This window comes from Myceligenerans pegani (assembly GCF_014892515.1).
Classification (GTDB): domain Bacteria; phylum Actinomycetota; class Actinomycetes; order Actinomycetales; family Cellulomonadaceae; genus Myceligenerans; species Myceligenerans pegani.
The window spans coordinates 71672-95390 of record NZ_JADBGR010000102.1 but is presented as its reverse complement, the minus strand read 5'-3'; the positions used below and the strand labels follow the sequence as shown (position 1 = coordinate 95390).

Here is a 23719-nt window from a genome sequence, read left to right as displayed (position 1 = left end):
CCCGAGTTTGGTCATTCGGGTTAGTGCGTGACGTCGTCGCGGTTCAGTGCGTCGAGGATGGTCTGCTGTGGGGTGGGGATCGCGGGCGGGAACGTGGCGGTGGTGCCGTTGATGGTGATCGTTGCCGAGCGCAGGGGGCGTAGCTGGCGCACGATGTTGCGGATCGCCAGGCCGGTGCGGTCCTGGGCCGCGCGGGCGACGGCCAGGGCGGTGAACACGATGGTCAGGTGCGCCTCGATCGCGTCGCGGGTGCGGGCGAACATCGGCCGGGCGGCCAGATCGGTCTTGCTCATCCGGAAGGACTGCTCCACGTGCCACAGGTCGTGGTAACAGGTCATCACCTCTGCCGGCGGCATCACCGTGGCCGGGATGTTGGTGACGTAGCCCTTCAGCCCGGCCAGCGCTCGGGCTCGGGCCAGTGCCTTCTCGTCCAGGGTGCGTGCGTCCCCGCTGGTCTTGACGAACCTCGTGGCCTTCGCGGTCCGGGATCCGTCGATCACGTCCCGGGCGCGGTTCTCCTGCAGGGTCAAGGTCGCGTTGTCGCGCACGAACCGTTTGCGGGAGAAGGACCACACCGCCCGCCAGGACCGCGTGTGCGTGGCCGGGTCCCAGACCGGTTCGCTGCGCAGCATCGGGTCGTTCTCGAGGTTCTGCCCGGTCTTCGGGGTGATGGTGTCGATGACCTGGGCGTCGGTGAACGCGTCCCCGTGCCAGCGGAAGTGGGACTCCAGGTCGATCGGTGCCTTGGTCATCCTTGAGCCGACGATGAACCCGAGCTCGGCGCGGTCCAGCTCGGCCAGGTTGCCCGCCGACAGCATGCCCGCGTCGGCGACCACCACGATCCCCTCGATACCGTGGCGAGCCTGGAACTGCTCGATGATCGGCACAATCGTCAGGCGCTCTGCCTTGTTCCCCTCGAAACAGCCGATCTCCAGCGGGAACCCGTACCGGTCCACCAGCAGGCCCACGACGATCTGCGGGTCGACTCGTCGTTCCTTGGAGTAGCCGACCTTCCGCAGCCCGTCCTCTTTCTCGGCCTCGAAGTAGAGCGTGGTGACGTCGTACAAACACAACGACACATCACCGCTGGCCTGCGCGTGATCGAAGCACAACCCGGCGATCTGGTCGCGGTAGCCGTTGCCGACGCAGCGGGCCAGGGTGCGGCGCATCGTCTTCTCGCTCGCCGGGCTGTGGCCCAGGTCCTTCAGAACCCGCCCCACGTCCAGGATCGAGGTCGGCTCCACGATCCGCGCGATCACCAGGTCCCGGAACGTCTCGTCCCCGATCCCGTCGAACCCCAGGTCGGCGAACACGCCTACCAGAGCGTCGAACAAGACACGCGAAGCGGTCGACTCCACCCGCGCGGGACCGACCCGCGGCGCCTGAGACGGGACCGGCTGGCCGCCGAGCAAGGCCGGCTCGCCAGGAGCCGGGACCAGTCCCACCGCGCGCGTCGTGGGCTCCAGACCCAAGTCAAGGACACCCTGCCGGCCGTCGGCAAGCAGGCCGCGGGCCCGTTCCAGCAGGAGGCCGAGCTCGGCCTCGGAGTGCGCCGACCCGAGGTGCTCCACGATCCGCTGACGACGCCCGCCGACGTACTCCGCGATCTGCACAGCCGTCGCCCCGGACGCGGTCCGGACCCGTCGAATGAACGCCACCCACCGAGCGTAGGCCAGCCCGTTAGTGCGTGAAACCGCGCACTAAGACCACCATCACCACAGGTCACAGCACTGCGCCAGCACGGATCAAGCCGAGATGACCAAACTCAGGGCGGCGACGAGACCGTGGGTGTGGTCGAGGTGCTCGACCTCGGCGATGGGGTCGGGGCTGTCCTGCTGGACTGGGTGAGCTTGCGGTTCCGGGACTTCACGCCTGGGGAGTTCGTGTGGGAGGAGTCGGGGGCGCTGGCCGGGACGGGGCTGCGGGAGGTGGTGCGGCCGGTGCTGGGGGCGCGGGGCGGTGCTGCGGGGGCCGACGGCGGTCCGGGTGCAGGTTCTGGTCCTGTCGCCCCAGTGCTGGTGGGTCAGGAGGCAGGCCGCGCCGAGGCGGGTTATCTGGAGCGAGTTGGCTTCACGTCCGACGGGACCCGATGGTCCCGGCGTCTCGCGTGATCGCGCTGGGCCGTCGTCGGACCTGGGGGTGAGCAGGAAGACCATCGAGCACAAGATTGTTGCCCGGAATACTATTCTCGATGATAACCTTGTCGTCCAGACGTCTGTTCATGATGCCCGCAAGGGCCACCGTCGTACCGTGAGCCGGTGGACTCAACTCTTGTTCCCCGCTCTGTCCTCCTGTTCGTCGTCGCCGCTCTGTTCGAGATCGGCGGGGCCTGGCTCGTGTGGCAAGGGCTACGCGAACACCGCGGCTGGCTGTGGGTGGGGTTCGGGGTGATCGCGCTCGGGCTATACGGCGTGGTGGCGACGCTGCAGCCGGACGCGAACTTCGGGCGCATCCTGGCGGCGTACGGCGGGGTGTTCGTCGCGGGGTCGATCGCGTGGGGGATGGTGGCGGACGGGTATCGGCCGGATCGGTGGGATGTGGTGGGGGCGCTGATCTGTCTGGGTGGGATGGCGGTGATCATGTATGGGCCGCGGGGAGAAGCCTGAGCTTGAGAGCGGCGTCGTCGGACGGAGCATGACGTCGAGATCGTGGACTACCACTGAGGAGGAGGACGACATGACCAAAGATCGCTCCGATCCGCCCCGGCGAGGTCCTGCTCGAAGAGTTCATCGAGCCGCTCGGCACGACCCAGCACGCGGTCGCCGTCGCGATCGGTGTGCCACCCCGCCGGATCAACGAGATCGTCCACGGCAAGCGCCGGATCACCGCTGACACCGCACTGCAGTTGGGCCGCTACTTCAACACGACCGCCATGTTCTGGATCAACCTCCAGGCCCGTTACGACCTCGAGGTTGAACGCGACGCGGGCGAGTCATCCCTGCCCAGTAGTTCGTCTGGCGCCCACTGAGGTCAGGACTGCGGCGGCGTACCGTCCCGCCGAAGATAGTCGTAGATCGCGCCGGCGACAACCTTTCCGAGCGGGATCGGAACGGCGTTGCCAATCTGCCTCGCAATCTCGGTCTTGGAACCGCACCATTGAAAGTTGTCAGGGAATCCCTGGAGACGCGCCGCCTCGTAGTGGGTGATCGGACGGTGCTCCGTCGGATGCAGGTAGCGACCTTTCTCTGGCTTGAAGAACTCGGTTCGGATGGTGACCGAGGGTCTGCCCAGGCGGAGCCGACCCATGACATCGCCTGAACCGGCGTCGTGCCGGTCCCAGGAGACCGTGGATAAATATACGAGCGTGGCCTTTCGCTCTCTTCCCTTGTCGTCGATGACGACACCATACGCCTCGGACTTGTTGCGCCCCGACCGTCCGGGCAGAAAGTGCGGTTCCGAGTCGAACTGCTTCACCCGACAGCTGCGCACGCCCAGCACTCCGCCGTCGATCACCTCGGTATACGAGCCCGACAGCACGAGCTTCCCCTCGGCATCTCGGAACACGGAGTCCTTCTGGAGCAGAATTTCCTCCCCGTCGTCGAAGCGGCACCAGTAGCGGCCTCGCAGATTCTTCCGGTTGCCACCGGGTGGAATCGCCGTGTACCGCGCTATCGAGACCGGTTCAGGGGCACGCGTGAAATGCAGCTGCTTCGTCGTGAAGGGCCCTTCGACCTTCATACCGATCTCGGGTACGAACGTCATTTCTCTGCGGAAGTTGATGCGGTTCAGTCCCAAGGCCCGCGTGTACTCGAACACGTCGTCGATCGTGTTCCAGGGTTCCTCTCGGCGCTCGGAGTTATCCAGCCCCTCCAAGGCCTGCAGGTTCTGGTGTTCAAGAAGCTTCTGAGAATACCTTGGCTCCGGATACTCGAACTCTTCGGCACGCAGATCCTCCTCCGTGCGGACACCGATGACGATGGCTCGCCGCCGTGCCTGCAGCGCGCCGTAGTCGGCGGCGTTCAAGAGATACTTTTTCGCACGCACCTGCTCCGAGTCGCCCGGCTTGACGTCCCAGGCTTCCCGCAGCGAGTACCTCTCCAGACCGTCGCTGCCCATCCGGTTCTTGAGATCAGCAAACTCGGGTGAGCGGATGAACCGGTCGACGTTCTCGATAACGAAGACCTTCGGCTGGAGCGAGATGACAACGTTGATGAACTCCTGCCAAAGCTGGTTCCGCTCGGCGCCGACCTTGTTCCGGTTCAGTCCCGAGAACCCCTGGCAAGGTGGTCCACCAACGACGACGTCGATCTCGCCCGGGGCCCACTTCGGCTTCCAGTTGACGATGTTCTCTTGGTAGACCTCCGTCGGGGGGAAATGGCGTTCCCTCGGTGACAGGGTGCCGAAATTCATCGCGTACGACGCTGCGGCCGCAGGATCCCACTCGACCGCGCCAACACTCCGGAAGACGGGTGGGTCCGTCTTGTCCATGCCCTCGGGCCGGAACTGATGGAAGCCCTCGGTAAGGCCGCCACACCCAGCGAACAGATCGAGAACCTTGATCGGCCCGGGAACGTGCGGTGCGCTTGCCATCCGGTCATCGTAGCGTCGGCCACCGACATCGGCGCTGCCAGCCTGGGTGTGACGTGCGGCAATACGTCGCGGTTCCGGTTCAAGGACGTGGCGCCGAGCACGAGCCTGACCCACGGTCGCCCCCGGGACGAGTGATGGTGCCCTCAGGTTGGGTCAACCAGCCGCGGGTAGCGTTAGGCCATGACCTCGTTGGGTCCTCATCCGGGCGCTTCCACCCCCGACGTAAGCAGGCGTATGAGTGTCGCACGCAGGAAGGACACCAAGCCGGAGCTCGACCTCCGCCGCCTGCTGCACGCCCGTGGCCTCCGATACCGTGTGACCTACCCGGTCCCCGGCAGGCCGCGCCGTACGATGGACGTCGCCTTCACGCGCGCGAAGGTCGCGGTCTTCCTCGACGGCTGCTTCTGGCACGGGTGCCCCCAGCACGCCACGCAGCCGCGTGCCAACGCCAAGTGGTGGGAGCGGAAGCTCCAGATGAATGTCGAGCGCGACGCGGACACCAACCAGGTCCTGGCGGGCGCGGGCTGGGCCGTCCTGCGCTTCTGGGAACACGAGGACCCGACGGCGGTGGCGGACACGATCGAGGCCGTCGTCCGGCCCGTTCCGTTCACGTCGAGCCATGGGACGACACCCGACAGAAACCTCGTCGTGTCTCCTGCCCCGGGTAAGGACGTGACCGACCGCTGATGCGGCAGAGATAGCGCCCGGGCATCGCCGGGATGACCGAACGCACCCGGCTCGCCGGTGGCAGCCTCACCGCTAGCCGACCCGACAGGTTACTGGGAGCACCTGTCCGGGATCGGAACATCGACCGCCGAACAGCGGCGACATCGCAGGTGCGACGGATACCGTTGAGCCGTGACGAAGGTACTCATCGTGGACGACGACGCGTTCGCACGCACCATGATCCACAGCATCCTTACCGCCAAGGGGATCGATGTCGTCGGCGAGGCGGACGACGGCGACCAGGTCCCCCACGCCATCGCCCGTCATCGCCCCGATGTCGTCCTCATCGACCTGCAGATGCGGCGGGTGGACGGCGTCGAGGCGATCCGCCGCAACGCATCCTGCCCGGGCGCACCCCGGTTCGTCGCCCTCACGGGCTTCGGCAGCCGGGATGCCGTCGTCAAGGCGCTGGAGGCCGGAGCCGTCGGATTTCTCGGCAAAGACGACGACCCCGACGCACTCGCCGGGCATGTCCGTGCCGTGGCCGACGGCGCCGCGGCCCTCGGGCCGAGCGCGGCGACGACCGTTATCCAGCGAATCTCCGGCGCCCCCGGCGTCTCGGACCGCAAGGCCGAGGCCCTGGCACAGATGGCCCAGCTCACGGAGCGCGAGCGAGAGGTCGCCGCCCTCGTCGCCGGGCGCACCAACCGTCTCATCGCCCGGTATATGAACCTCTCCGAGAACACCGTCAAGGTTCACCTGTCCAGCATCATGACCAAGCTCGGTCTGGAGAGCCGGGACCAGATCGCAGTGATCGTCGACCGGGCTGAAGCTGCGTCGGACGGGTATACGAAATCCGACGCGCCGAGTACCTGATCAGTATGCGTGCCGCCCACCAACGCACGCACTCGGGAAGTTCGGACAGGTCCTCAGCCCTGGAGCGCCGTCACGATCTGCGAGGGCTCCGGCGGCAGGACCGTCCATCCGTGCCCCACGAGACGGACGCGGTCGGCGTCAGTCAGGCCATCGAGGTCCACCAGCACTTTTGGGCCGTCCCAAGCCATTGAGACGATGACCCCTTCGATCTCAGCCCCGATCTCCGGGACGGGCAGAACAGGCTGCAACGCCACGAGCCGCTCTGCGAGGATCCGCTCTTCCGACGTGGTCTCGGGCGACGCGAGCGCGTCCGCCCACACGGTCGGCAGCTGAGCAGCTGCCTGTGGCACGGCTGCCACCACCGCTCGTTCGCCACCTGCAGGTCTCGCCTCGGGAAGGTCGAGCGCCGACGACCCGAGACCTACCTCTGGCGCGGCCGGGGAACCGACGACCGTCAACCGGTCCAGGTACTGATTGCGGTGCTCGCAGCTCGTCTCGGGGGCGAGGACGCAGGCATGGCACGCTGCGAGGTTGAGCGCGTCCGTGCCAGTTGCCCCGGTCTCGGCGCAAACCGGGTCACTCGAACACCACGTGGCGCGTTCCAGGGCGTTGCGGAAGATCGGTGCGAAGTCGTCGCTGGCGGCCAGCGCAGCGAGTCCACCGAGGCTGCCGGCGGAGTCGGACGAGGCGGTGTACAGGAGGATCCCGGCCTGGCCCGGGAGCGCGTAGACGCGTTCGCGGATCGACCCCTGGGGGTATCCGGCGTCAAGGCTGAGCTCCTTGAGCAGCATGTGGGCAAGGGTGTGCAGCGCAATGAACCGGGCGCTCACAGGTTCTGAGGCGATCTTCAGCGCGGCATCACGTGCGATCTGGGCAACGCGGACGCCGGCCTCTCTCGTCTGGGCGAACGCCCCGCCTTCCCAGGCCGCGACAACGGCCTCGTCGAGCCTGACAAAGATCCCCTCGCCCATGACCTCGACGGCAGGCAGCCAGTCGACCTTCTCGGCGGACAGCGCCGCCGTGCGTGCCGAACCGGCCTCCGCCTCGATGGGGGTGACGCGGGAGAACCCCGAGAGCACGCGCACCTCGCGGAGGCGGTTCACCTGCGAAACCTGACGAACCAGGCCGTCGAGCGACGGGTGCAGCCGGACGGGCAAGCACTGGAAGGAGTCGCGCCTCGGACCCTCGTGCCCGGCCTTGAGCGCCTCGTACTCCTGGGTGCGCAGGGCGTCGTCGTTCGGAGCGTCCTCGGCATCGAGGCCGAGACGTTGACGCACGACGTCGATCACAGCGTCGACAGAGAGTTCGGCCTGCCGCTGGATCATGGACCCGATGGCCTGCCGGGCCACGGGCTCGCCCGCATTTTCGTAGAGCGGCTTGAGAGTCTCCCAGTTCTTGGTCACGTACTGTGCCGCGACACTCGACCAGGGCGGAATCGAGATGCTGGAACGCTGCACGGGGAACCACACGTTGGAGGCACCGCGCTGGAAGACCCGAAGAGGACGGTCGCAGTCGGGGACGTTCGGCATGCCGTTGTGCCAGGGTCTGCTTCCCGAACACCTCCTGATGCCCTGCAGCGCTCCCGCGCTGAATGCACCCTCCAAGTTGTAGGGCCGCACGCCGCACGAGCAGGACACGACAATCGACGCGAGCGACGAGGAGCTACCTCTCGACCGCAAGGTCAGGCGATGCTCCGCACCCTCCTCTGCGTCCTGGCCCCGGTGTACCCACTGGAAGTAAGGGAAGTCCTCGATGTGCCCGTTCTCACAGCAGGCGACGAAACGCGACGGCGTGAGGTCGCGTGCACAGTCCGCGCACCTCACCTCACCCTTCTTGCCGCCGAACTTCCAGAACGGCGCGAGGCGCCGGCAGCCGGAGCAGTAATGCCACTCGGGGAAGCGGATGGCGGGGACATCGCCTTTCTTCCGACCGGTGGGCGGCGCATAGAACGTGTTGACGCCGAGCGTCCTGGCGAGCCGCGGTTCCTCGATCGACTGCGCGAACCTGGTGTCCCAGTCGTCGATCCCGCAGATCATGTAGCTCGCATCGGCGTCGGGGAACAACGACCCGACTCCATAGGTAGTCACCAGCTGGCTCTGGCGTGCCTTGGGCTTGCCCGAGACGGCCATCACTTCACTCGCTTTCGCGTCACGATCCGCAGCGTGCTCTCCCGGTCGACGTTGCGCAGGCTGGTCAGGGTCGGCCAGTGGGGTTCGTCCACCGGGAAGATGTCCGCGGCCGAGCCGCCATCGGAGTGCCCGTATGGCGACCCGCCCGCAGGGACCATGAGAGCCCCTTCAGCGCTTACCCACCCCTCGTACTTCTGCACCTGGCCGTCCTTGACGGCATCGGACCAGCTCTCGACGAGCGTTTCGAGGGCATCACGTACCTCGTCCTCCGTCTCCGGCTTAACGGCGCACGCGCGTGCCGCGATGACCTCGACGAGGTCCTCGAAGGCCTCGGACTCGACGGGCACGCCGACGGAGGCGCTGCCGGACGCTCCGGCGACCGAGTGCCGGGCGAGGATCACCAGCAAGCCGTGGAGCGCACGGTCAAGCGCACGGGGTGCGAACGGCGTCGCCCCGGTCGCCTCGACCTGCTTGTACAGCGCACGGTGGTAGGTGGTGAACGACTCGTAGTGCGAGAGGTCGCGCGACTTCGCCGCGTTGAACATCGTGACAACGAGACCCGGGTGGGATCGTCCGACCCGCGAGGTCGCCTGGATGTACTCGGAGGTCATCTGGGGCTGTCCCATGACGCTCATCAGGCCGAGGCGGTCGACGTCGACGCCCACCGAGATCATGTTGGTGGCGAGGACGACGTCGGGGCTCTCGGGGTCGGGGTACGACGCCGAGAGCCGCGCGAGTTCCTCGGGGATCTCGCTCGACCTCTTGCGAGAGGTCATCTCGCGCGGGTCACGGATCTCCCGGACCTGGTGGCCAGCTCGCGCCGCGACGACCTTCATCCGGTCGGGAACGTCGTCGAGCGACTGGATGTAGGCGGCGCCGAGGACACGCAGGCTGTTGAAGTAGCCGAGCATCGTCCAGTAGGCGTCGCGCACCTCGTCGGGGGCGTCCAGATCGGAACCGGCCTGCAGGAGCGCAGCGTACACACGGACCAGCAGCGTGGCGTGGCTGGTCGACGGCGCCATCACCCCCACGTACCGGCGGGTCGGACGGTCCTGAGGATCGGCGTCGACGGCGAAGAAGGAGTCGCCGGCGTCCAGGCCCGGTGGCGGGAATTGCTGCGCCGAGCGGTCGAAGACGGCTTCGACCTGGTCTGTCGCTCGACGGATCGTGGCCGTGGAGGCCACGAGCTTGGGACGGACACCGTCGTCGGACGTCGCCAGGGCGTCGACGGCAGTCTCGTAGAGGCCGACCAGCGTGCCGAGAGGTCCGCTGATCAGGTGCAGCTCATCCTGGATGATCAGGTCCGGCTTGGCGTCATGGAACGCACCAAGGACCACGCCAGCGTCATCGCGCCAGGCGAGCATCGCGAACTTGTCCACCGTGCCGATCACCAGCGACGGCCGGTGCGCGTACACGTCGGTGTCGACGAGGTGCACCGGCAGTCCGTCGTGGAAGTCGCACGTCTCTCCGGGGCACCGGACGGTCATCCTGTCCTCGCGCACGTCCGCGTGGTACGCGTCGGCGGGGAGCGCAGTGCCGCACCACGGACAGCGCAGGAGTTGGCGCGGGTTGCCCGCGTCGCTCGGTTCCTCGCCGTCCTGAATCTTCTTGAGCGCTTTGGCGGCGGCCTTGACGTCGTTTGGTGTCGCTCCCTGGCCGACCCAGAGACCGATGGAGAACACAGGCACGTCCGGCGCTTCACGCCGCCGCCACTCTTCGAGGGCACAGATGAGGCCGGCGGCTCGCTCGAACTGTTGGATCGTCAGGAGCCGCAGCGTGTAGCGCATGACGACGCCCACGCCCGCGCCGGCCTCATGTCCGCCGCGGAAGCGCCGCAGCGCCAGGACGAACGCGATCAGACCGAGGTACGCCTCGGTCTTGCCACCACCAGTGGGGAACCAGAGGAGATCGGCAACGTCACGGTCGGGGTGCTTCGGGTCTGCCAGACCGACGAGGTTGAGCAGTACGAACGCCATCTGGAACGGCCGCCACTGGCCCTCGATGTCGGGAGGCGTTTCCAGCCCGCCCCGGACCATCACCTGCCGGATGCGCTGCTGCTGCATCACCTCGTTCATGATCCGGAAGGCCTGGGCCGCCTGCGGGTCGCGATCTAGCAACGCAATGCCCTCCCGCATGCGGGCGACCGCGCGGCGGGCGTCCGCCAGATGCCGCTTCGCCGTCGGAACATGCCTCGCGTCGAGAACGGGGACACGCGACTCCTGCCCCGCGATCCACTGCTCGTAGACGTCGACCAGGCCGACCAGCGCGCCCCGGTCGTCGTCCGCGCCAAGCGCCTTCATGCTCAGCCGGGGGACGTCGTTCCGATCGGCTCGGGCGAGGCGTAGTTCGTGGCTTGGGAAGAACGTCGTCTCGACCCGCTGGACGAGCGAGCCCTCCTCCCAGGTGACCGCACAGCCGTGCCCGACGGCGAGGTGCCGTTCGGTTCGGTACAGCAGTTCGCCGCTGCGCTCGTCTTCGTCCTGGAAGGCGAGTTCGCGGACCGGGCGCCGGTCGACGAAGTGCCCGTCCGGTGTGGTGACCGCCAGGCGAGGGCGGAACCAGCACAGCGCGTCCGCGAACCCCTTCTCGGGACGGGCGTGCGTGTTGACCAGCACCACGGTGACGCTGACCGCATCGTCACGCTCGGGCCGGATCACGGTCCGCAGCACGAGGTCGTTCGCAACGTCCCACTTCTGATACGTACCAGGACGGGTCACGTCCACCGAGAACGTCCGCGGGTCCTGAGGTACGACCCTCCACAGGCCCTCGTTGCGGGTGGCAGCACGGGTCTCGGCCTCTTCTGGTTCCTCGTCCTCGACGTCGACAGCTGCAGCCCCGTCGCCGAGCCGCGCGCGGCGCTCCTCGGCGCGCTGGACCAGCTCCTCCCGGACCTCCGCCTCCTCTAGCGGATCGACAACTTGACGGTATTGATCCGCCGACACCTCCACCTCCACTGACAAGGTGTCCGCCGCGACCGAGAAAGTCAGACCCATGGTCGACGGATACCGCATGCGGGCCAGGGCGACCGCCGGGTCATTGCCTGAGTCGGTGGCCGTACTCGTGTCGGACTGGTCGTCGTCGCGCACATCCTCGATCGGCTCGTCGGAGCGCGGGTGGAGGATCCCGACCACGAACCGGGACAGCGGCGCCTCGGTCAGGATGTCATCGGCGTCGGTCGCGCCGTACAGGTCCGCGACCAGCGCGTCCACCATCGCCGAGCGAGCCGCGTACCAGGCGTTCACGTCCAGGTCAGTCATCGCCGTTCTCCGTTCTCCACTGCGGGTCGAGCGTCCGCCATCGCACGTCGAGCATTCCCGCGGCCGTCACACCGAGCCACAAGCCGCGACGTCCGACACCATCCCGAGCTGGCTCACCAACGACGGTCACGACGTCCTCAACTCGAGCGCCCAAGAGCTTCGGCCAAGGGAGCAGATCCTTCTTTCGTGTCTCAGCCGGCTTGATGCGTGCCGCGAAGGCCGCGCCGAACGTCTCGTTCGTTTGTCCGACGACGACCCCGGCGTGCAGCAACGTGTACGTCGGGACCCAAAGCGTGGATCGTCGCGGGTCAAGAACGAGTTCCAGGGCATCGCCTGGCCGAACCTTCGTCGCGATGTGCTGCTGCGTCGCTGCGAGGTCTTCGCCCAGCGGGGCCGTCTTGTCCAGGTCGCCGGTCCCGAGCTCGAAACCGAACGTTTGCCCCTTCGTCCGGCCAGCGAGGTACCAGCGCTCCCCCCATAGGAAGGCCTTGCCGCGAGGCCCGTCCACGCGGACGATCCGGTCGCGGGCGCGGGTCAGAGCCACGAAGCGTTCGCGGCGTCCTGCATCGAGGTCGCGGTCCCCCTGCTTCCCGTACCTGACGAAGTCGACGAGCACGACGTTGTCGAACTCCAGCCCCTTCGCCCGGTGGACGGTCGACACGATCAGGCCGTCGTCCTGCTGGTGGATGACCTGGGGCGGGAGCGGTCGGGCGCCTGCAAGCCTCCGCGCCAGGCGGCCGACGTCGAGCTCGTTGCCGCGCGACCCTGCCACCGTCCGCAGCGCCCGCCACAGGTCCGCGGGGTCGTGATGGACGTCAAGCGGACCGAGCCGCTCGAACAACTCGTCGCGTTGGATGGACGCCGGCCCCCAGTCCGCGAGCGCGTCGGCGACCCACCTCGCCAGGACGCGCTGATCCGCCCGTCGTCGAAGCCGTACCGCGCCGCCCGCCTCGGCGATCTCCCGGGCGACGAGCATCGCCTGTCCGTTGGTCGCCGTGAGGAAGGCGGTGGTGCCGTTCCACGCCTGGGCGAGCCGGACGATGTCGGGAACAGTGCCAGCGTGGACGATCTCCGCCTCGAAGTCGTCGAGCTCATCGCTGCCAGTCAAGACGGCCTCGCGGAGTCGTGCCGCGCCCACGGCGTCCCGGGTGCGGGCACGGTACTGCCCCGTCAGGGCCTTCTGTTCGACGTCCCCTTTGCTCGCGGCTAGCGCCAGCAGGTCCGCGGAGGTGGTCATGTTCGACCGGTGGTCGAGTTGGAAGTCGTAGATGGCCTGGGCGAGGTCCCCGAGCAGGCTGAACCCAGCGTCGTCATCCACGACATCAAGGACGGCGAGCAGGAAGTCCGCTCGCAGACCCACGATGTCCTGGGTCTCGTCCACGACGAGGTGTCGCACATCCTCCAGCCGGTCCCAGCCATCGTCGCGAAGGATCCGAGTCGCTTCCCGGACCCGAGCATCGAAGGAAAGACCGGCCGGGTCGACATCGGAGACGTCGCGGAGAATCTCCAGCGCGAGCGAGTCCATGGTCTGCACCGTCACGGGGTCCATGCCCTTGCCGGCGAGGCGCCCCGTCGCCGCGTTGACCGCGGCGTTCGAGAAGCTGATCACGAGGATCTCGGTCGACGGCTCGAGGTCCTCCTCCTCGATCAGGTGCTCGACGAGGGCCGCGACGACCTCGGTCTTGCCCGAACCGGGTCCGGAGACGACTACCTGTCGGGTCTCAGCGGCGATCTCGATCGCCGCGAGCTGGCTCGGGTCCAGGTCGGTCACCCCAGTCACCGCCGCCAAAGGTACTCGAACTGGTTGAAGGCGAGCAGGTCGCCGAACTGCGTGAAGTTGTCCTGCACGTTCACGATCGTGACCTCCTCGGACCCGCCGTTCAACCGACCGCGGAGCCCGCGTCCGATCATCTGCTGGTAGACGTTAGGGCTGAACGTCGGGCGTGTGACATAGACGGCCTGCACCTTCGGCGCATCGAAGCCCTGGGTGAGCACGCCGTAGTTGGTAATCACGCGGATTTTTCCGTCCCTGAACTGCTTGACGTAGTGCCGCCTGGCGGCGGCCTCGGTGTTGGCGGAGATGGATACCGCCGGGACGCCGCGGCGCGATAGCAGCGCGGCGAGCGTGCGGGAGTTCTCGACGGACGAAGCGAACACGAGCATGGTCCAGTCCTCGGGCTGGGAGGCGATGTGATCCACGATGCGCAGCGTGCGGTCGTTGTCGTCACCCAATCGTTCCGTAACGCTGGGAGGAAGCTTGGGAGCCTTCTCGATGTCCGCGATCTCCTGGCTGGTCAGCGTCACTTTCACGCCGTCGAGGATCTGCTGACGGACCCGGGCAAGCACGCCCATGCCCTGGAGCTCCAGGTAGGGGTTGTCCGGGTCGGCGAAGGCGCCGGTGTCGAGCCGGTTGCTGCCGTACCGACTCACGAGTCGCCCGGTCTCGCGCTCGGACCTGCCGCGGAACGGGGTTGCTGTAAGACCGATCAATGGGCGGCGCTGGCTGACCTTGCGGGTGCGCCCGCTCCTGCCGAGCCACTCGAGTGCCTTGGTGTACTCGGAGGTGACCGAAGTGTGCGCCTCGTCGATGATCACCACTGAGGGACCACGCAGCCACTCGTACTTCTCAGGCTCCCGCTCCGAGACGCTGCGCAGCTTGTCGATGCCCGCCACGACGAGCTGGAATGACGACGGATCCTCGACCACTGAGTTGCTCCCCCAGAGCCGCCCGACGTTCATGGCCGTCTCGGGGCCGACGGCACGCCAGATGTGGGTCCAGGTTTCAACCGCTTGCTCGCACAATTCCTCCGTCTGCGCGATCCAGACCAGGGGTTCATCATCGGCAATGTAGCCCTGGCGCAATCCGTCGACCAGGGCCTGGACCGCAACACGCGTCTTGCCAGCGCCAGTCGGCAACGCCACCATGCCACGATCGGAGCCGGTACCCAGGAAGAGGTTCTTGATCCGTTCGGTGACCTTGACCTGGTAGTCGTGCAGGGGCTTGAGTACGGCAGGGCCGTCGATCATCTCCTGCGCCGGGCGCGCGTTCGCCTGGAAGCCGGCCCACTCGGTAGGGAACCCGAGGTCCTCGACCCAGCGGCGCGTCATACTGCGGCCCGTCCACTCGCGCGGCGGCTCCAGGCCATTCTCCTGGAGCGCCGCCAGGATGGATGGCTGCCTGAGGATGCCGACGCCGTGCACGGAGCAGGCAAGGGCCGCGATCTCGTGCGGCGGCGCCTTGCCGCTCAGGCCCTCGACGATGTCGAGGACCTGCTTGGGCAGGCTCCGGCGCAACACGTCGACACCCACGGCAACGAGCAGGCGGTCGCCGTCGGTCTTCGCCTTCCTGACCTCTGCCCTGAGCCTCGTGGTCTTCTGTCGCGCCATGCCGTCGAACACCTTGCGAATGTCGGTGGCCGACATGCTCAGGTTGAGCGCGGTGGAGACCTGTGCGAGAACCTGCGCCGGGTCCGTCGCGGTCACGTGGACGACCGCGCCGTCCCGGCGCTGCGGGATCGGTCGGCCCTTTTGGCCCTCCGGCGTGGCAACGAGCCGTTCGATGCTCCGGCACGGCTGGATCTGGACCTCGTGTTCCGTGACCGGGACAAAGAGCTTCATCGGTGGGTAAACGTCCAGGAGGTACTCAGGCTCGCCTGCCGTAATGGTGACGACCTCCTCCTGCAGAAGATCCTTGCCCCGCTTGGCGTCCCACTCCTCGACGAACTTGTCGCAGTCCGCGTCGTCTGCGAGCAGCAGTGCCGGAACCTGGGCCTCGATCAGCGACTCGTAGACCGCGGGGTCGGTGGTGACACCGATATTTTCCGGGGCGACCTTCTGATAGCGCGCGCCGATCCGTGCCACCAGCGGCAGTGGCTCGTCCGGAAGCTTGAACGGCAGCCAGCCGTAGAGCTTGCCGCGACGAGCGTCCGCTGCCGTGCTTCCGGTCCAGGACTCCGCCCGGGCGGCGTGCGCCTTCCAGGCGTCGGATGGCATCTGGCCGTCGTCATCGGGATCGGTCCTGAGCCGGAGTCTGTCAGCGAAGGGGTCGCTTACGTCGACGGTCGGGAAGACTTCAGGGTCCACCGACTCGGACGCCTGGAACACCTCGCCCGGGGGAAGGATGCCAAACCCTGGAACGTCGAAGGCCCCGTGCCGTGCGAGGAACCAGACCTCGGGTGCGGGCACGTTCAGCCGACCGTAGCTGGAGTTGGTGCTGTGGTGGACTGTCCACGGCGTGGGCATGCCTCGCCGGAGGAGGGATTCCGTCGCGACGGCACGCGCTTCGGCGGACATACCGATGAGCGGCTCCAAGGGCCACGGCGGCATCGAACCCTCCGCGACGATCCGGTCGCGCTGCGGCGTCGAGCCCTTTTGCGCGTTGATGAACCGGTCCACCGCGACGGCCTCGTACGCACCTTGCCAGGGCTCCGGCGGCGTGCTCGGCCGATACCTCGGCTCGTCGACCGCACCGATGCGACGCAGCACGCGAACATCGCCGTCGGAGTGGAACGCAGGGTCGATCAGACGGTCCTGGTCCCTGCCGGTACCCCGCGCGACCAGGCGGCCCTCCAGATACGCGTCGGCGATGCCACGCCACGAACCGTCTGCCGTACGGATGCGGACCGCACCGAGCAGGCCGGCCCCGAAGTCCTCAACGAAGAGCTCGTAAACCTTGTTCTCGTCCTCGATTGTGCGCACGGTCTGCCAGATCCTCTGCCACGTCTGCATCAGGAGCGCCTTGTCGTTCTGGACCTCGGGGGACCTGGCACGGGCGAAGAGGCCGCGGAGCTCGCCGCTGCGGTCATAGACCACGATGCCGAGCACCCCCAGTGCATCCTTGACGCCTGGCTCCTCCACGAGCGCGGCATCGACGAAGTCGTGACCGGCGTCGGTCTCCGACTGACGCACGAAGACCCTGCCCTTCTCCGGCTTGCGGAAATCGCCGTCCTCGAGCCGAATCAGGCGCGCGCCGAGGACCCCCTGCATCGCCCGGGAGCGACGCCCGGAATCAGCGATGCGCTGCGAGTCCTGGGCGATCCGCGCAGCGAGCCGGATGGCGGCAGCCGACGACGTCACTGACCCGTCGGCGACCAGATCCTCCAGCCACTCCGCGATCGACGACGCCGTCGATCCATCACCGCCGACGCCACGACCGGCCCTGCCCGACATCAGCCGCTCGATCTTCGAACGCCGCTCCTGTGTGCTGTAGGCACCCGAGTGGACCCAGCGGCCCTTCGGTGCCGCAGGGTGCTCCGCCCATTCCTGGAGCCAGCCGCGCTCGACCTCCTCGACGAAGCCGGTCCAGCGGAGCTCTGCGGGCTTCCGCAGCCTGCCGGTACCGTCGGGCACGGATGGGATGGTCCGCATGTGCTGGATCACCGGCTCGTTGATCGTCTCGTCGGCCCAACTGCGGTTCTCACGGCCACGCGCCGGGAGGGCGTCGAGGATCCGGACCGGGTCCTCCGTGGACCCGTAAACCTGGACCGCCTCACCGACCAGGCGTGGCAACACCGAGGTCAGGATTTCCTCGTTGAAGGGCGTGTCGAGGATGCCAAGACGGTCGTCGCTGAGCTTCCACGGCGCGTTGACAAGACCGGACAGGGTCGTGAACTCGCGGGTCGGGAAGTACGCCCAGAACTGTCCGACGCCGGTGGTCGGCGGGACCCTGGTGGCGTACTGGACCGGCACGTCTGTCCGGTCCGCGACGCGCCCGGCCTCAGCTCGCGCCCTGGCGCTCGGCTGGTGCACTGCCTCGGCGAGGCTCCAGACCTCCGACGAGTCTCCGACCTCGATCGTGACGGTACTGTCGCCGTTGGAGATCCGGCGGATGACATAGTCGGTGGCCTCCGGGTGCCCGACATCGCCGTCGCCCCGGGCGGCCCAGGTCGTCAAGTCATGGAACCGCGCCTCGCGGATGTGGGAGGCGAACAGGACGAACTCGGGGCGGAACGCCATGAGGCGCCTGCTCACGCCGACGTACCCGGCCGACAGCGGGAGCACCACCGCGGTGCTCGCCCAATCCATCAGCTCCTTCAGGTGCGGGTCAGCAGCCGCGTGGACCTGCGGGTCCAGCACCTGTGCGATCCGCATCATCGGGTAACGCGGCGAGACGAACCCATACCCACGCAGTGTGGACTCGGCCCAGGCCTTGTCGAAGCCGAAGGACACCGACCGGCTGAAGACTCTCGGGCAGTCCGAGATCGCGAGCACTGACTTGAACCCGATGCCGAACCGACCGATGCTGTCGCCCTCCTTGCGGGAGAGGTCGGAGCCCAGGAGCGCGTTGACGCCGTCTGCGCTGAACGGCTCCCCGTCATTCGCCACGTACAGTGTGTCGGTCGTCAGTCGGAGCTCGATCCGACCGCCACCATGGCGGGCAGCGTCCACCGCATTCTGGACGGTCTCCTCCAACTGGCGGTTGTTGTACCCACCCTCGGAGATCCGGAGCTCGTTGTTCGCGTCCTGCTCGACCCGGCTCGGGTCCTCCCTGTAGACGGCGAGACACGTCTCCGTCTGCTCGGCCACGACGCTCGCGAGAGAACTCTCGCCCCGCTGCCACACCTGCATCTACCTCACGGCCTCCCGGTCGATGTTCCGTCCCATATGAAACTCTCTCAGACAAAGGAGGTCGTAGGTGAAGCAAGTACACAGTTCACCCGGGTGATAAACCCCGCCGTACCATCCCGCGCCTTTCGGATGGCGCGGAGCCTCTCACGACCTCGAGGACGACTCTCTCGCAACATTGGAGGTCCTGACATCATCCGATCCGGTGATCGCGGGTCACCAGATCAGGTAGCACCTCTCTGCAGGTGACCGGGCGTCACCCAGCCAGAGAGCGGCTTGACGTCACAGCGCGCCGGACGCCGTCGGGCACCACACGATCGATGACGACACGGGGCGAAGGCCCAGGTGTGAACGCCCTCGGACAACTAATCTCGACCTGTGCCCCAGGTGATCATCCCGTCCGACATCCCCTCTCTCGACGGCAGCTTGCGCTCCCATGCCTGGGCCTTCATCGAGAAGCTCCGGAGGAACGACACCAACCCCGGACTGCACATCGAGCCGATGAAGCAAGCTGCCGACCGCCGTGCCAGGACCGGCCGCGTCAACGACGGGTGGCGTGCCGTCCTGATCAAGCTCACCGGCTCGGACAGCGAGACGCGGTACATCTACCTGGGCACGTACCAGCACGACAAGGCGATCAGGTATGCGCGGAACGTGGTCCTGCAGCGCAACGCACAGACCAGCGGGGCTGAGGTGATCCGCGTCGACCAGGCCGGTGCTGTCGCAACAGGGGTCCCCGACCACAACTCGCACGCCGTGGCCGAGTCATCGGTCGTCCCGGTCCTCCAGGCCCACGGTGTCACCTTCGAAGACCTGATCGACCTGGGGATCGCACCGTTGACCGCCCACGAGGCGCTCGTCGCAACCAGTCCCGACCGGCTCCTGGAGGTTGCGATAGCGGCACCGTCCGCCTTCCAGACCGACGCACTCCTGTGGCTCGCCGACGGTAAGACCGTCCCGGAAGTCCGAGCTGCCTACCGCGTCCGCCCGGTGCCCGGCGGGACGCACCAGGACACGGACGACGACCTGATCCGCGCTCTCGACCACCCGACGTCCCGGATGGAGTTCACCTACTTCGAAGAAGACGACGACCTGCGGGCGGCGATCGACGGCAGCTTTGCGCGCTGGCGTGTCTTCCTCCACCCACAACAACGGGAACACGCGGCAGCCAGGACCTCGGGAGCGTTCCGACTCTCGGGAGGGGCAGGGACCGGCAAGACCGTCGTACTGCTGCACCGTGCCCGATTGCTGCAGCGTAGGAACCCCGCGGCGCGGATCGTCCTGACGACGTACAACAAGACGCTCGCCGCGACGCTGAAGACGAACCTCTTGATCCTCGACAAGGGCGTCGTCCTGGCAAAGAGTCCAGGCGAGCGCGGGATCCATGTCGGAACGGTCGACGCGGTCGCGTGGCACCTGGTCGCCAAAGCCGCCGGTCACGGACTCGACTTCGAAGACGCAGCCCGAATACTCTTCGGTGCCCCGCGGGCGGGCCTCGTGCCCGCCACTTCCACGCAGGATGTCTGGGCCAGAGCGCTGCGGAGGTCCGGCGACGACCTGCCCGAGGCACTACGCAGCACCGACTTCCTCGAGTCGGAATACGCCTACGTCGTCGTGCCCCAGAGGATCACAACACGCGATGCCTACCTGCGCGCTCGCCGCCAAGGCCGGGGAGTCGCCCTGGGGCGGGCGCAGCGGGCCGGGGTCTGGACAGTCGTGGAGACCTACCGCGCCCTGGCAGCCGAGGAAGGCACCACTGACTACGACGAGAAGTCGATGCTCACCGCCATCGCGCTCGACGCGACCGCCAGGGCGGCCGGACGTCGGGTGGCGGACCACGTCCTGGTCGACGAGGCACAGGACCTCACCCCGGCCCGCTTGCTGCTGCTCCGAGCGCTCAGCGCCCCGGGGCCCGACGATCTGTTCGTCGCCGAGGACTCCCAGCAGCGCATCTACGTGCCCCGGACCGTCCTGGCGCGGTACGACATCCACGTGACCGGCCGTTCCCGCCGCCTCGCCCTCAACTACCGCACGACCGCCCAGAACCTCGACTACGCGAGCAGCGTCCTCGCCGGTCACGAGTTCGTCGACCTGGAGGACGACGCGATCGCCGACAGTGGACTGCGCTCGGCACGGTCCGGCCCTGTGCCCGCGTTCTCCCGGCACGCCACGGCGGCCGAGGCGTATGGCGCAACCGCGCGGACGGTCCGTGACTGGCTCGCCGATGGCGTTCCGCCCGAGACCATCGCCGCCCTGGTCCGCACGGGGAACGAGGCCACGGCCCTTCATCAGCGGCTTCTCCGCGACGATCTGCCGGTCCAGCATGTCGGCGCGAAGGATATGCCGGGCGGCGGTCGGGTGGTCGTGATGACCATGCACCGCTCCAAGGGAATGGAGTTCCGCAACGTCGTGGTCCTCGATGCGGCCACAGGTGCCACGCGCTCCCTCGACCGGCTGCCCGAGGGCGACCGACCTGACGTTCAGCAGCGTGAGCGGTCGTTGCTATACGTGGCCACGACGCGCGCTAGGGACCGGCTCTCCATAATCTGCCAGGGCGACGCGAGCGACATGCTCCCGGAGCCGCGGTCCCGGTCCACCGCCACGCCAGCCATCGGAGTTGTAACGGCCACGCCGCAGGAGGAGCGCGCAGCGCTCGCCCGGGAAGTTCACGACACCGTCGGTCACTCCCTCGCCCAGATCGCGCTCCAGGCCTCTGCCATGGAGATCGTGTCCGACTCCCCCGCGGTCCACGAGTTCACTGCGCGGATCCGGGCAGCAGCTCGTCAGGCCGGCGCCGAGCTCCAGGACCTCCTGACCACGCTCCGAACCGGTGCTGACGGACTCGCCGATGTCTCGTTCGCCGATCTCACCGCCCTGCTCAACGGACTCAAGGAGCAGGGTGCCCGCATCACGAGCACCATTGTCGTCTCCGAGGGGCACACCGCGGACCGGACGCTGACTCGCGCCTGCTACCGCATCGTGCAGGAGGCGGTCACCAACGCCATCAAGCACGCCACCGGTCTGCCCGTCAACATCACGCTTCGCGGCAGTCCGAACACCGGCGTGACCATAGTCGTCAACAACCCGCTGCCCGACAACGTCTCCGGCGCTCCCCGTCCACACTCAGGGATCACGGGGATGATCGAGCGCGCGGAGAGTATCGGCGGGACCCTCTCTGCGGGGCCTGCGTCTGGAGGGTTCGTCGTCGATGCCCGGCTCCCCTGGCGTCTGGCCTGACTCGGCTCGCAGCAGTTCACCCTCCTCGAGCGTTCGTGGAAGCGTCCTCCCGCGAGGTCTTGGCGCGCGGCGAACGAGACGCCGGTGTTCTGATGCTCCTATCTCCCCATGGAACTCGGTAAGGCTGTCGTCCGCGCGCTGATGAGCCAGCAGGGTTATCTGGACCGTAAGGACGACGAACTCCGCGTAGCAGAGCCGGCCTGACGTCTCCAGCCATGACCCCCCGCCGCGACCGCCGTCGTACACGACAGCCCGGACACCCCTACTGCCCCACCCGCCCGTCGATCGCCTCCCGCAGCAGGTCCGCATGCCCCAGATGCCGGGCGTACTCCTCGATCATGTGGACCAGGACGTCCCGCACCGGAAGTTGCTCGTCGCGGCGCGGGACCGTCGTGCCCAGGTCCTCCTCGGGGAACGCGTCGAGCCAGGCGTCCGCCGACGCCACGCGGTCCCGCCACGTCGCCCACGCCTCGTCCACGACGGCCGGATCCGCGACCGCGCCGTTGAAGTCCGCGTCGCTGTGCTCTGGCGTGTCGTAGATCTGCTGGACGTCGGGCTGCTGCTTGAGAATGCGCTCGAACCAGTGGTTCTCCACCTGCGCCATGTGGCGCACCAGTCCAAGCAGAGACATCGTCGACGGCGGCACCGATCGCCGCGCCATCTGCTCGGCGTCGAGGCCCTCGCACTTCATCACGAGCGTGAGGCGGTAGTGCCTGAGGTAGTTCGCCAGGGTCTCCTTCTCACCCACGGGATGGGCGAAAGCCTGCCGCGGGTCCTCATCGCCGTCGACCCAGTCGTAGGGGTTGGTTCCCTGGGTCCAGCGCTCGGGCGTCGTCGTCATGGGGTCAGCCAACCGTGGCGGCCCGACGTGAGCAAGCCATTACGCCCGCTGCTGATACAGCAGCCCGTACCGGTCGATCCGCCAGAGCTGTGCCATAAGCAGCAGGACCGTCCCCGAGACGAGCGGCCACAGGTTCAGCGCGACCAGCCCCCACGCGATCAGCCCGAAGCCGACCAGCCCGAGTGCCACCAGGATCCGGGTGATGACGAGGTGCTCGGCGGGCAAGCCTCCCTCGACGTGCATCTGCTCGCCGTAGATGCCGCGCGCCGCCCACGACGTCGGCTCCACCGGCCCGAACACCCGCACGTTCAGCCAGAACAGCCAGACCATCACCAGCGCGACGCCGATGAGGCACCACCAGCCGATCCACTCGCGGCTCCAGACCGCGAGCTCGAACACCACGATCGCGGCAAGCCGCGTCCACACGCTCCAGGGGTTGGCGTGGCGCTTCCAGGTGTCGTCGGTCATGCCGTGGGCACCGGCGACGGCGTCCTTCATGTCCATGTCGGGCCTCCTCGAGGAGTCAGGGAGTGGTCTCGTGTACGACGGCGTTCGCGGCGGGGGTCAGGCCGCGCGGTGTGCCGTCGTCGTATAACCTACTCTACTTTCAGAGGTTTCTGAACACTCTGATCACAGGTAGGGTGGGGCACGTGGAAGCTCAGCACGACCGGCTGCGGGATGCCGCAGAGAGACTCGCCCTGACGCTCGCGCAGGGCGGCATGCAGAAGTCGACCGCGCGAGTCCTGACCGCGCTGCTCTACACGGAGCAGGACACGATGACCTCTGCAGACCTGCGGGAACAGCTGCAGATCAGTTCGGGGGGAGTGTCGGCGGCCGTGAAGCAGCTCCTGCCGATCGGATTCATCGAGCGCGTGCCGGCACCGGGGAGCAGGCGTGACCACTATCGGTTTCGCTCCGGGGCATGGGCAGGCTTGATGTCACAGCAGAACGAGGTGCTGCGGACCATGACCGCCGCGGCGGAGGAGGGTCTGGCCGCGGCGCCGGACGAGTCGGCGACGGCCGAGCGTCTCCGCGAGATGCAGGACTTCTACACCTACATGAGCGAGCAGATGGTGCCGCTGATCGAGCGCTGGCGGGAGCAGTACGAGGCGCGTCAGGGCTCGCGGGCGTAGCCCGTCAGCTGGGCTCGGTCGGCTTGGCCTTGTTCTGCAGGCGCTGCGCGGTTCCGTCGTTTTCCTCGAGGGACTGGCGCATCAGCTGGATGACGTTGCGCACGTCGTTGGCGGCGGCGTTCCACCGTTGTTCCTTGGTGCGATACTCGCCGGAGGCGCCGTCGCCGTCCGCCATCGCGGCCGCCACCTCCCGCTCGATCATCGCCTCCAACCTGGCCGTCACTCGGTCGAGGTTCTCCTGAGCCTGCACCGACGCGTCCGCATCGTCGTCGCGGCGCTCCATGTCGTTCACACCAGCCATCGAACGCACCCCCTGTCTGCTCGACCATCTTCTTCGAAACCACACTGACCGGCCCTCGGACGGCCGGCGATCAGCGCCAGCTTCCCTGCTCCATGGGCCTCCCCATCGACAGAGTTCCTCCGAGACACCCAATCTCGACATCCCGTCCGAGGTCAAGGGAAGTCGGGCAGATCGGTCACGAACTA

16 protein-coding genes are annotated in these 23719 nt (G+C 67.6%); 7 read left to right on the top strand and 9 right to left on the bottom strand.

Features of this window, described 5'->3' with window-relative positions; genetic code table 11:
- Nucleotides 1-20: 20 nt before the first annotated feature.
- A complete protein-coding gene (locus tag IIE03_RS17935; protein WP_192861465.1) occupies nt 21-1658 on the bottom strand; it encodes an IS1634 family transposase in 1638 nt (545 codons plus the stop codon).
- Nucleotides 1659-1784: 126 nt separating this feature from the next.
- On the opposite strand from IIE03_RS17935, the gene IIE03_RS17930 reads away from it, so the two are divergent.
- The 3 genes from IIE03_RS17930 (at nt 1785) to IIE03_RS17920 (ending at nt 2968) form a co-directional block, all read left to right on the top strand.
- A complete protein-coding gene (locus tag IIE03_RS17930; protein WP_192864126.1) occupies nt 1785-2111 on the top strand; it encodes a hypothetical protein in 327 nt (108 codons plus the stop codon).
- Between the two features lie 147 nt (nt 2112-2258).
- Nucleotides 2259-2606, top strand: coding sequence for a YnfA family protein (locus IIE03_RS17925; protein WP_192864125.1), 348 nt, complete (start codon nt 2259-2261; stop codon nt 2604-2606).
- 80 nt (nt 2607-2686) lie between these two features.
- Nucleotides 2687-2968: a HigA family addiction module antitoxin gene (locus IIE03_RS17920; RefSeq protein ID WP_192864136.1), complete on the top strand. Its 282-nt coding sequence runs from the start codon at nt 2687-2689 to the stop codon at nt 2966-2968.
- Between the two features lie 2 nt (nt 2969-2970).
- Here the strand turns inward: IIE03_RS17920 and IIE03_RS17915 are convergent, their stop codons facing one another.
- Nucleotides 2971-4530, bottom strand: coding sequence for a DNA cytosine methyltransferase (locus tag IIE03_RS17915; protein WP_192864124.1), 1560 nt, complete (start codon nt 4528-4530; stop codon nt 2971-2973).
- Nucleotides 4531-4764: 234 nt separating this feature from the next.
- Between IIE03_RS17915 and IIE03_RS17910 the strand changes: the two genes are divergently transcribed.
- Both IIE03_RS17910 and IIE03_RS26825 read left to right on the top strand, forming a co-directional pair.
- The gene (locus IIE03_RS17910; RefSeq protein WP_225997947.1) at nt 4765-5217 is read left to right on the top strand and encodes a very short patch repair endonuclease; all 453 of its coding nucleotides are present in this window, start codon (nt 4765-4767) and stop codon (nt 5215-5217) included.
- A gap of 171 nt (nt 5218-5388) precedes the next feature.
- Nucleotides 5389-6072 carry a response regulator gene (locus IIE03_RS26825; RefSeq protein ID WP_192864122.1) on the top strand — a complete coding sequence of 228 codons (684 nt, stop codon included), beginning with the start codon at nt 5389-5391 and terminating at the stop codon, nt 6070-6072.
- 53 nt (nt 6073-6125) lie between these two features.
- Here IIE03_RS26825 and drmB read toward each other — a convergent pair whose 3' ends face one another.
- From drmB to IIE03_RS26820, 4 genes are read right to left on the bottom strand one after another with little or no spacing between them, the layout of a single operon-like run.
- Nucleotides 6126-8201: a DUF1998 domain-containing protein gene (gene drmB / locus IIE03_RS17900; RefSeq protein ID WP_192864121.1), complete on the bottom strand. Its 2076-nt coding sequence runs from the start codon at nt 8199-8201 to the stop codon at nt 6126-6128.
- On the bottom strand, nt 8201-11458 hold the full coding sequence (locus tag IIE03_RS17895; RefSeq protein WP_192864120.1) for a helicase-related protein: 3258 nt from the start codon (nt 11456-11458) through the stop codon (nt 8201-8203). The genes drmB and IIE03_RS17895 overlap by 1 nt, the downstream gene beginning before the upstream one ends.
- Nucleotides 11451-13238 (bottom strand): UvrD-helicase domain-containing protein, encoded by a 1788-nt coding sequence (locus IIE03_RS17890; protein WP_192864119.1) that lies wholly within the window; start codon nt 13236-13238, stop codon nt 11451-11453. Before IIE03_RS17890 ends, IIE03_RS17895 begins: the two co-directional genes overlap by 8 nt.
- On the bottom strand, nt 13235-17983 hold the full coding sequence (locus tag IIE03_RS26820) for a sacsin N-terminal ATP-binding-like domain-containing protein (RefSeq protein ID WP_192864118.1): 4749 nt from the start codon (nt 17981-17983) through the stop codon (nt 13235-13237). The genes IIE03_RS17890 and IIE03_RS26820 overlap by 4 nt, the downstream gene beginning before the upstream one ends.
- Before the next feature lie 417 nt (nt 17984-18400).
- Here IIE03_RS26820 and IIE03_RS17880 point away from each other — a divergent pair, with 417 nt between their 5' ends.
- Nucleotides 18401-21259 (top strand): UvrD-helicase domain-containing protein, encoded by a 2859-nt coding sequence (locus IIE03_RS17880; protein WP_192864117.1) that lies wholly within the window; start codon nt 18401-18403, stop codon nt 21257-21259.
- A gap of 262 nt (nt 21260-21521) precedes the next feature.
- On the opposite strand, the gene IIE03_RS17875 is transcribed toward IIE03_RS17880, so the two are convergent.
- Both IIE03_RS17875 and IIE03_RS17870 read right to left on the bottom strand, forming a co-directional pair.
- Nucleotides 21522-22100 carry a DinB family protein gene (locus IIE03_RS17875; protein ID WP_192864116.1) on the bottom strand — a complete coding sequence of 193 codons (579 nt, stop codon included), beginning with the start codon at nt 22098-22100 and terminating at the stop codon, nt 21522-21524.
- Nucleotides 22101-22139: 39 nt separating this feature from the next.
- On the bottom strand, nt 22140-22604 hold the full coding sequence (locus IIE03_RS17870; RefSeq protein WP_192864115.1) for a DUF6653 family protein: 465 nt from the start codon (nt 22602-22604) through the stop codon (nt 22140-22142).
- 146 nt (nt 22605-22750) lie between these two features.
- Here IIE03_RS17870 and IIE03_RS17865 point away from each other — a divergent pair, with 146 nt between their 5' ends.
- Entirely contained in the window at nt 22751-23233 is a 483-nt protein-coding gene (locus IIE03_RS17865; RefSeq protein WP_318843057.1) for a GbsR/MarR family transcriptional regulator, read from the top strand.
- 4 nt (nt 23234-23237) lie between these two features.
- On the opposite strand, the gene IIE03_RS17860 is transcribed toward IIE03_RS17865, so the two are convergent.
- A complete protein-coding gene (locus IIE03_RS17860) occupies nt 23238-23525 on the bottom strand; it encodes a hypothetical protein (protein WP_408632856.1) in 288 nt (95 codons plus the stop codon).
- Nucleotides 23526-23719 lie beyond the last annotated feature (194 nt).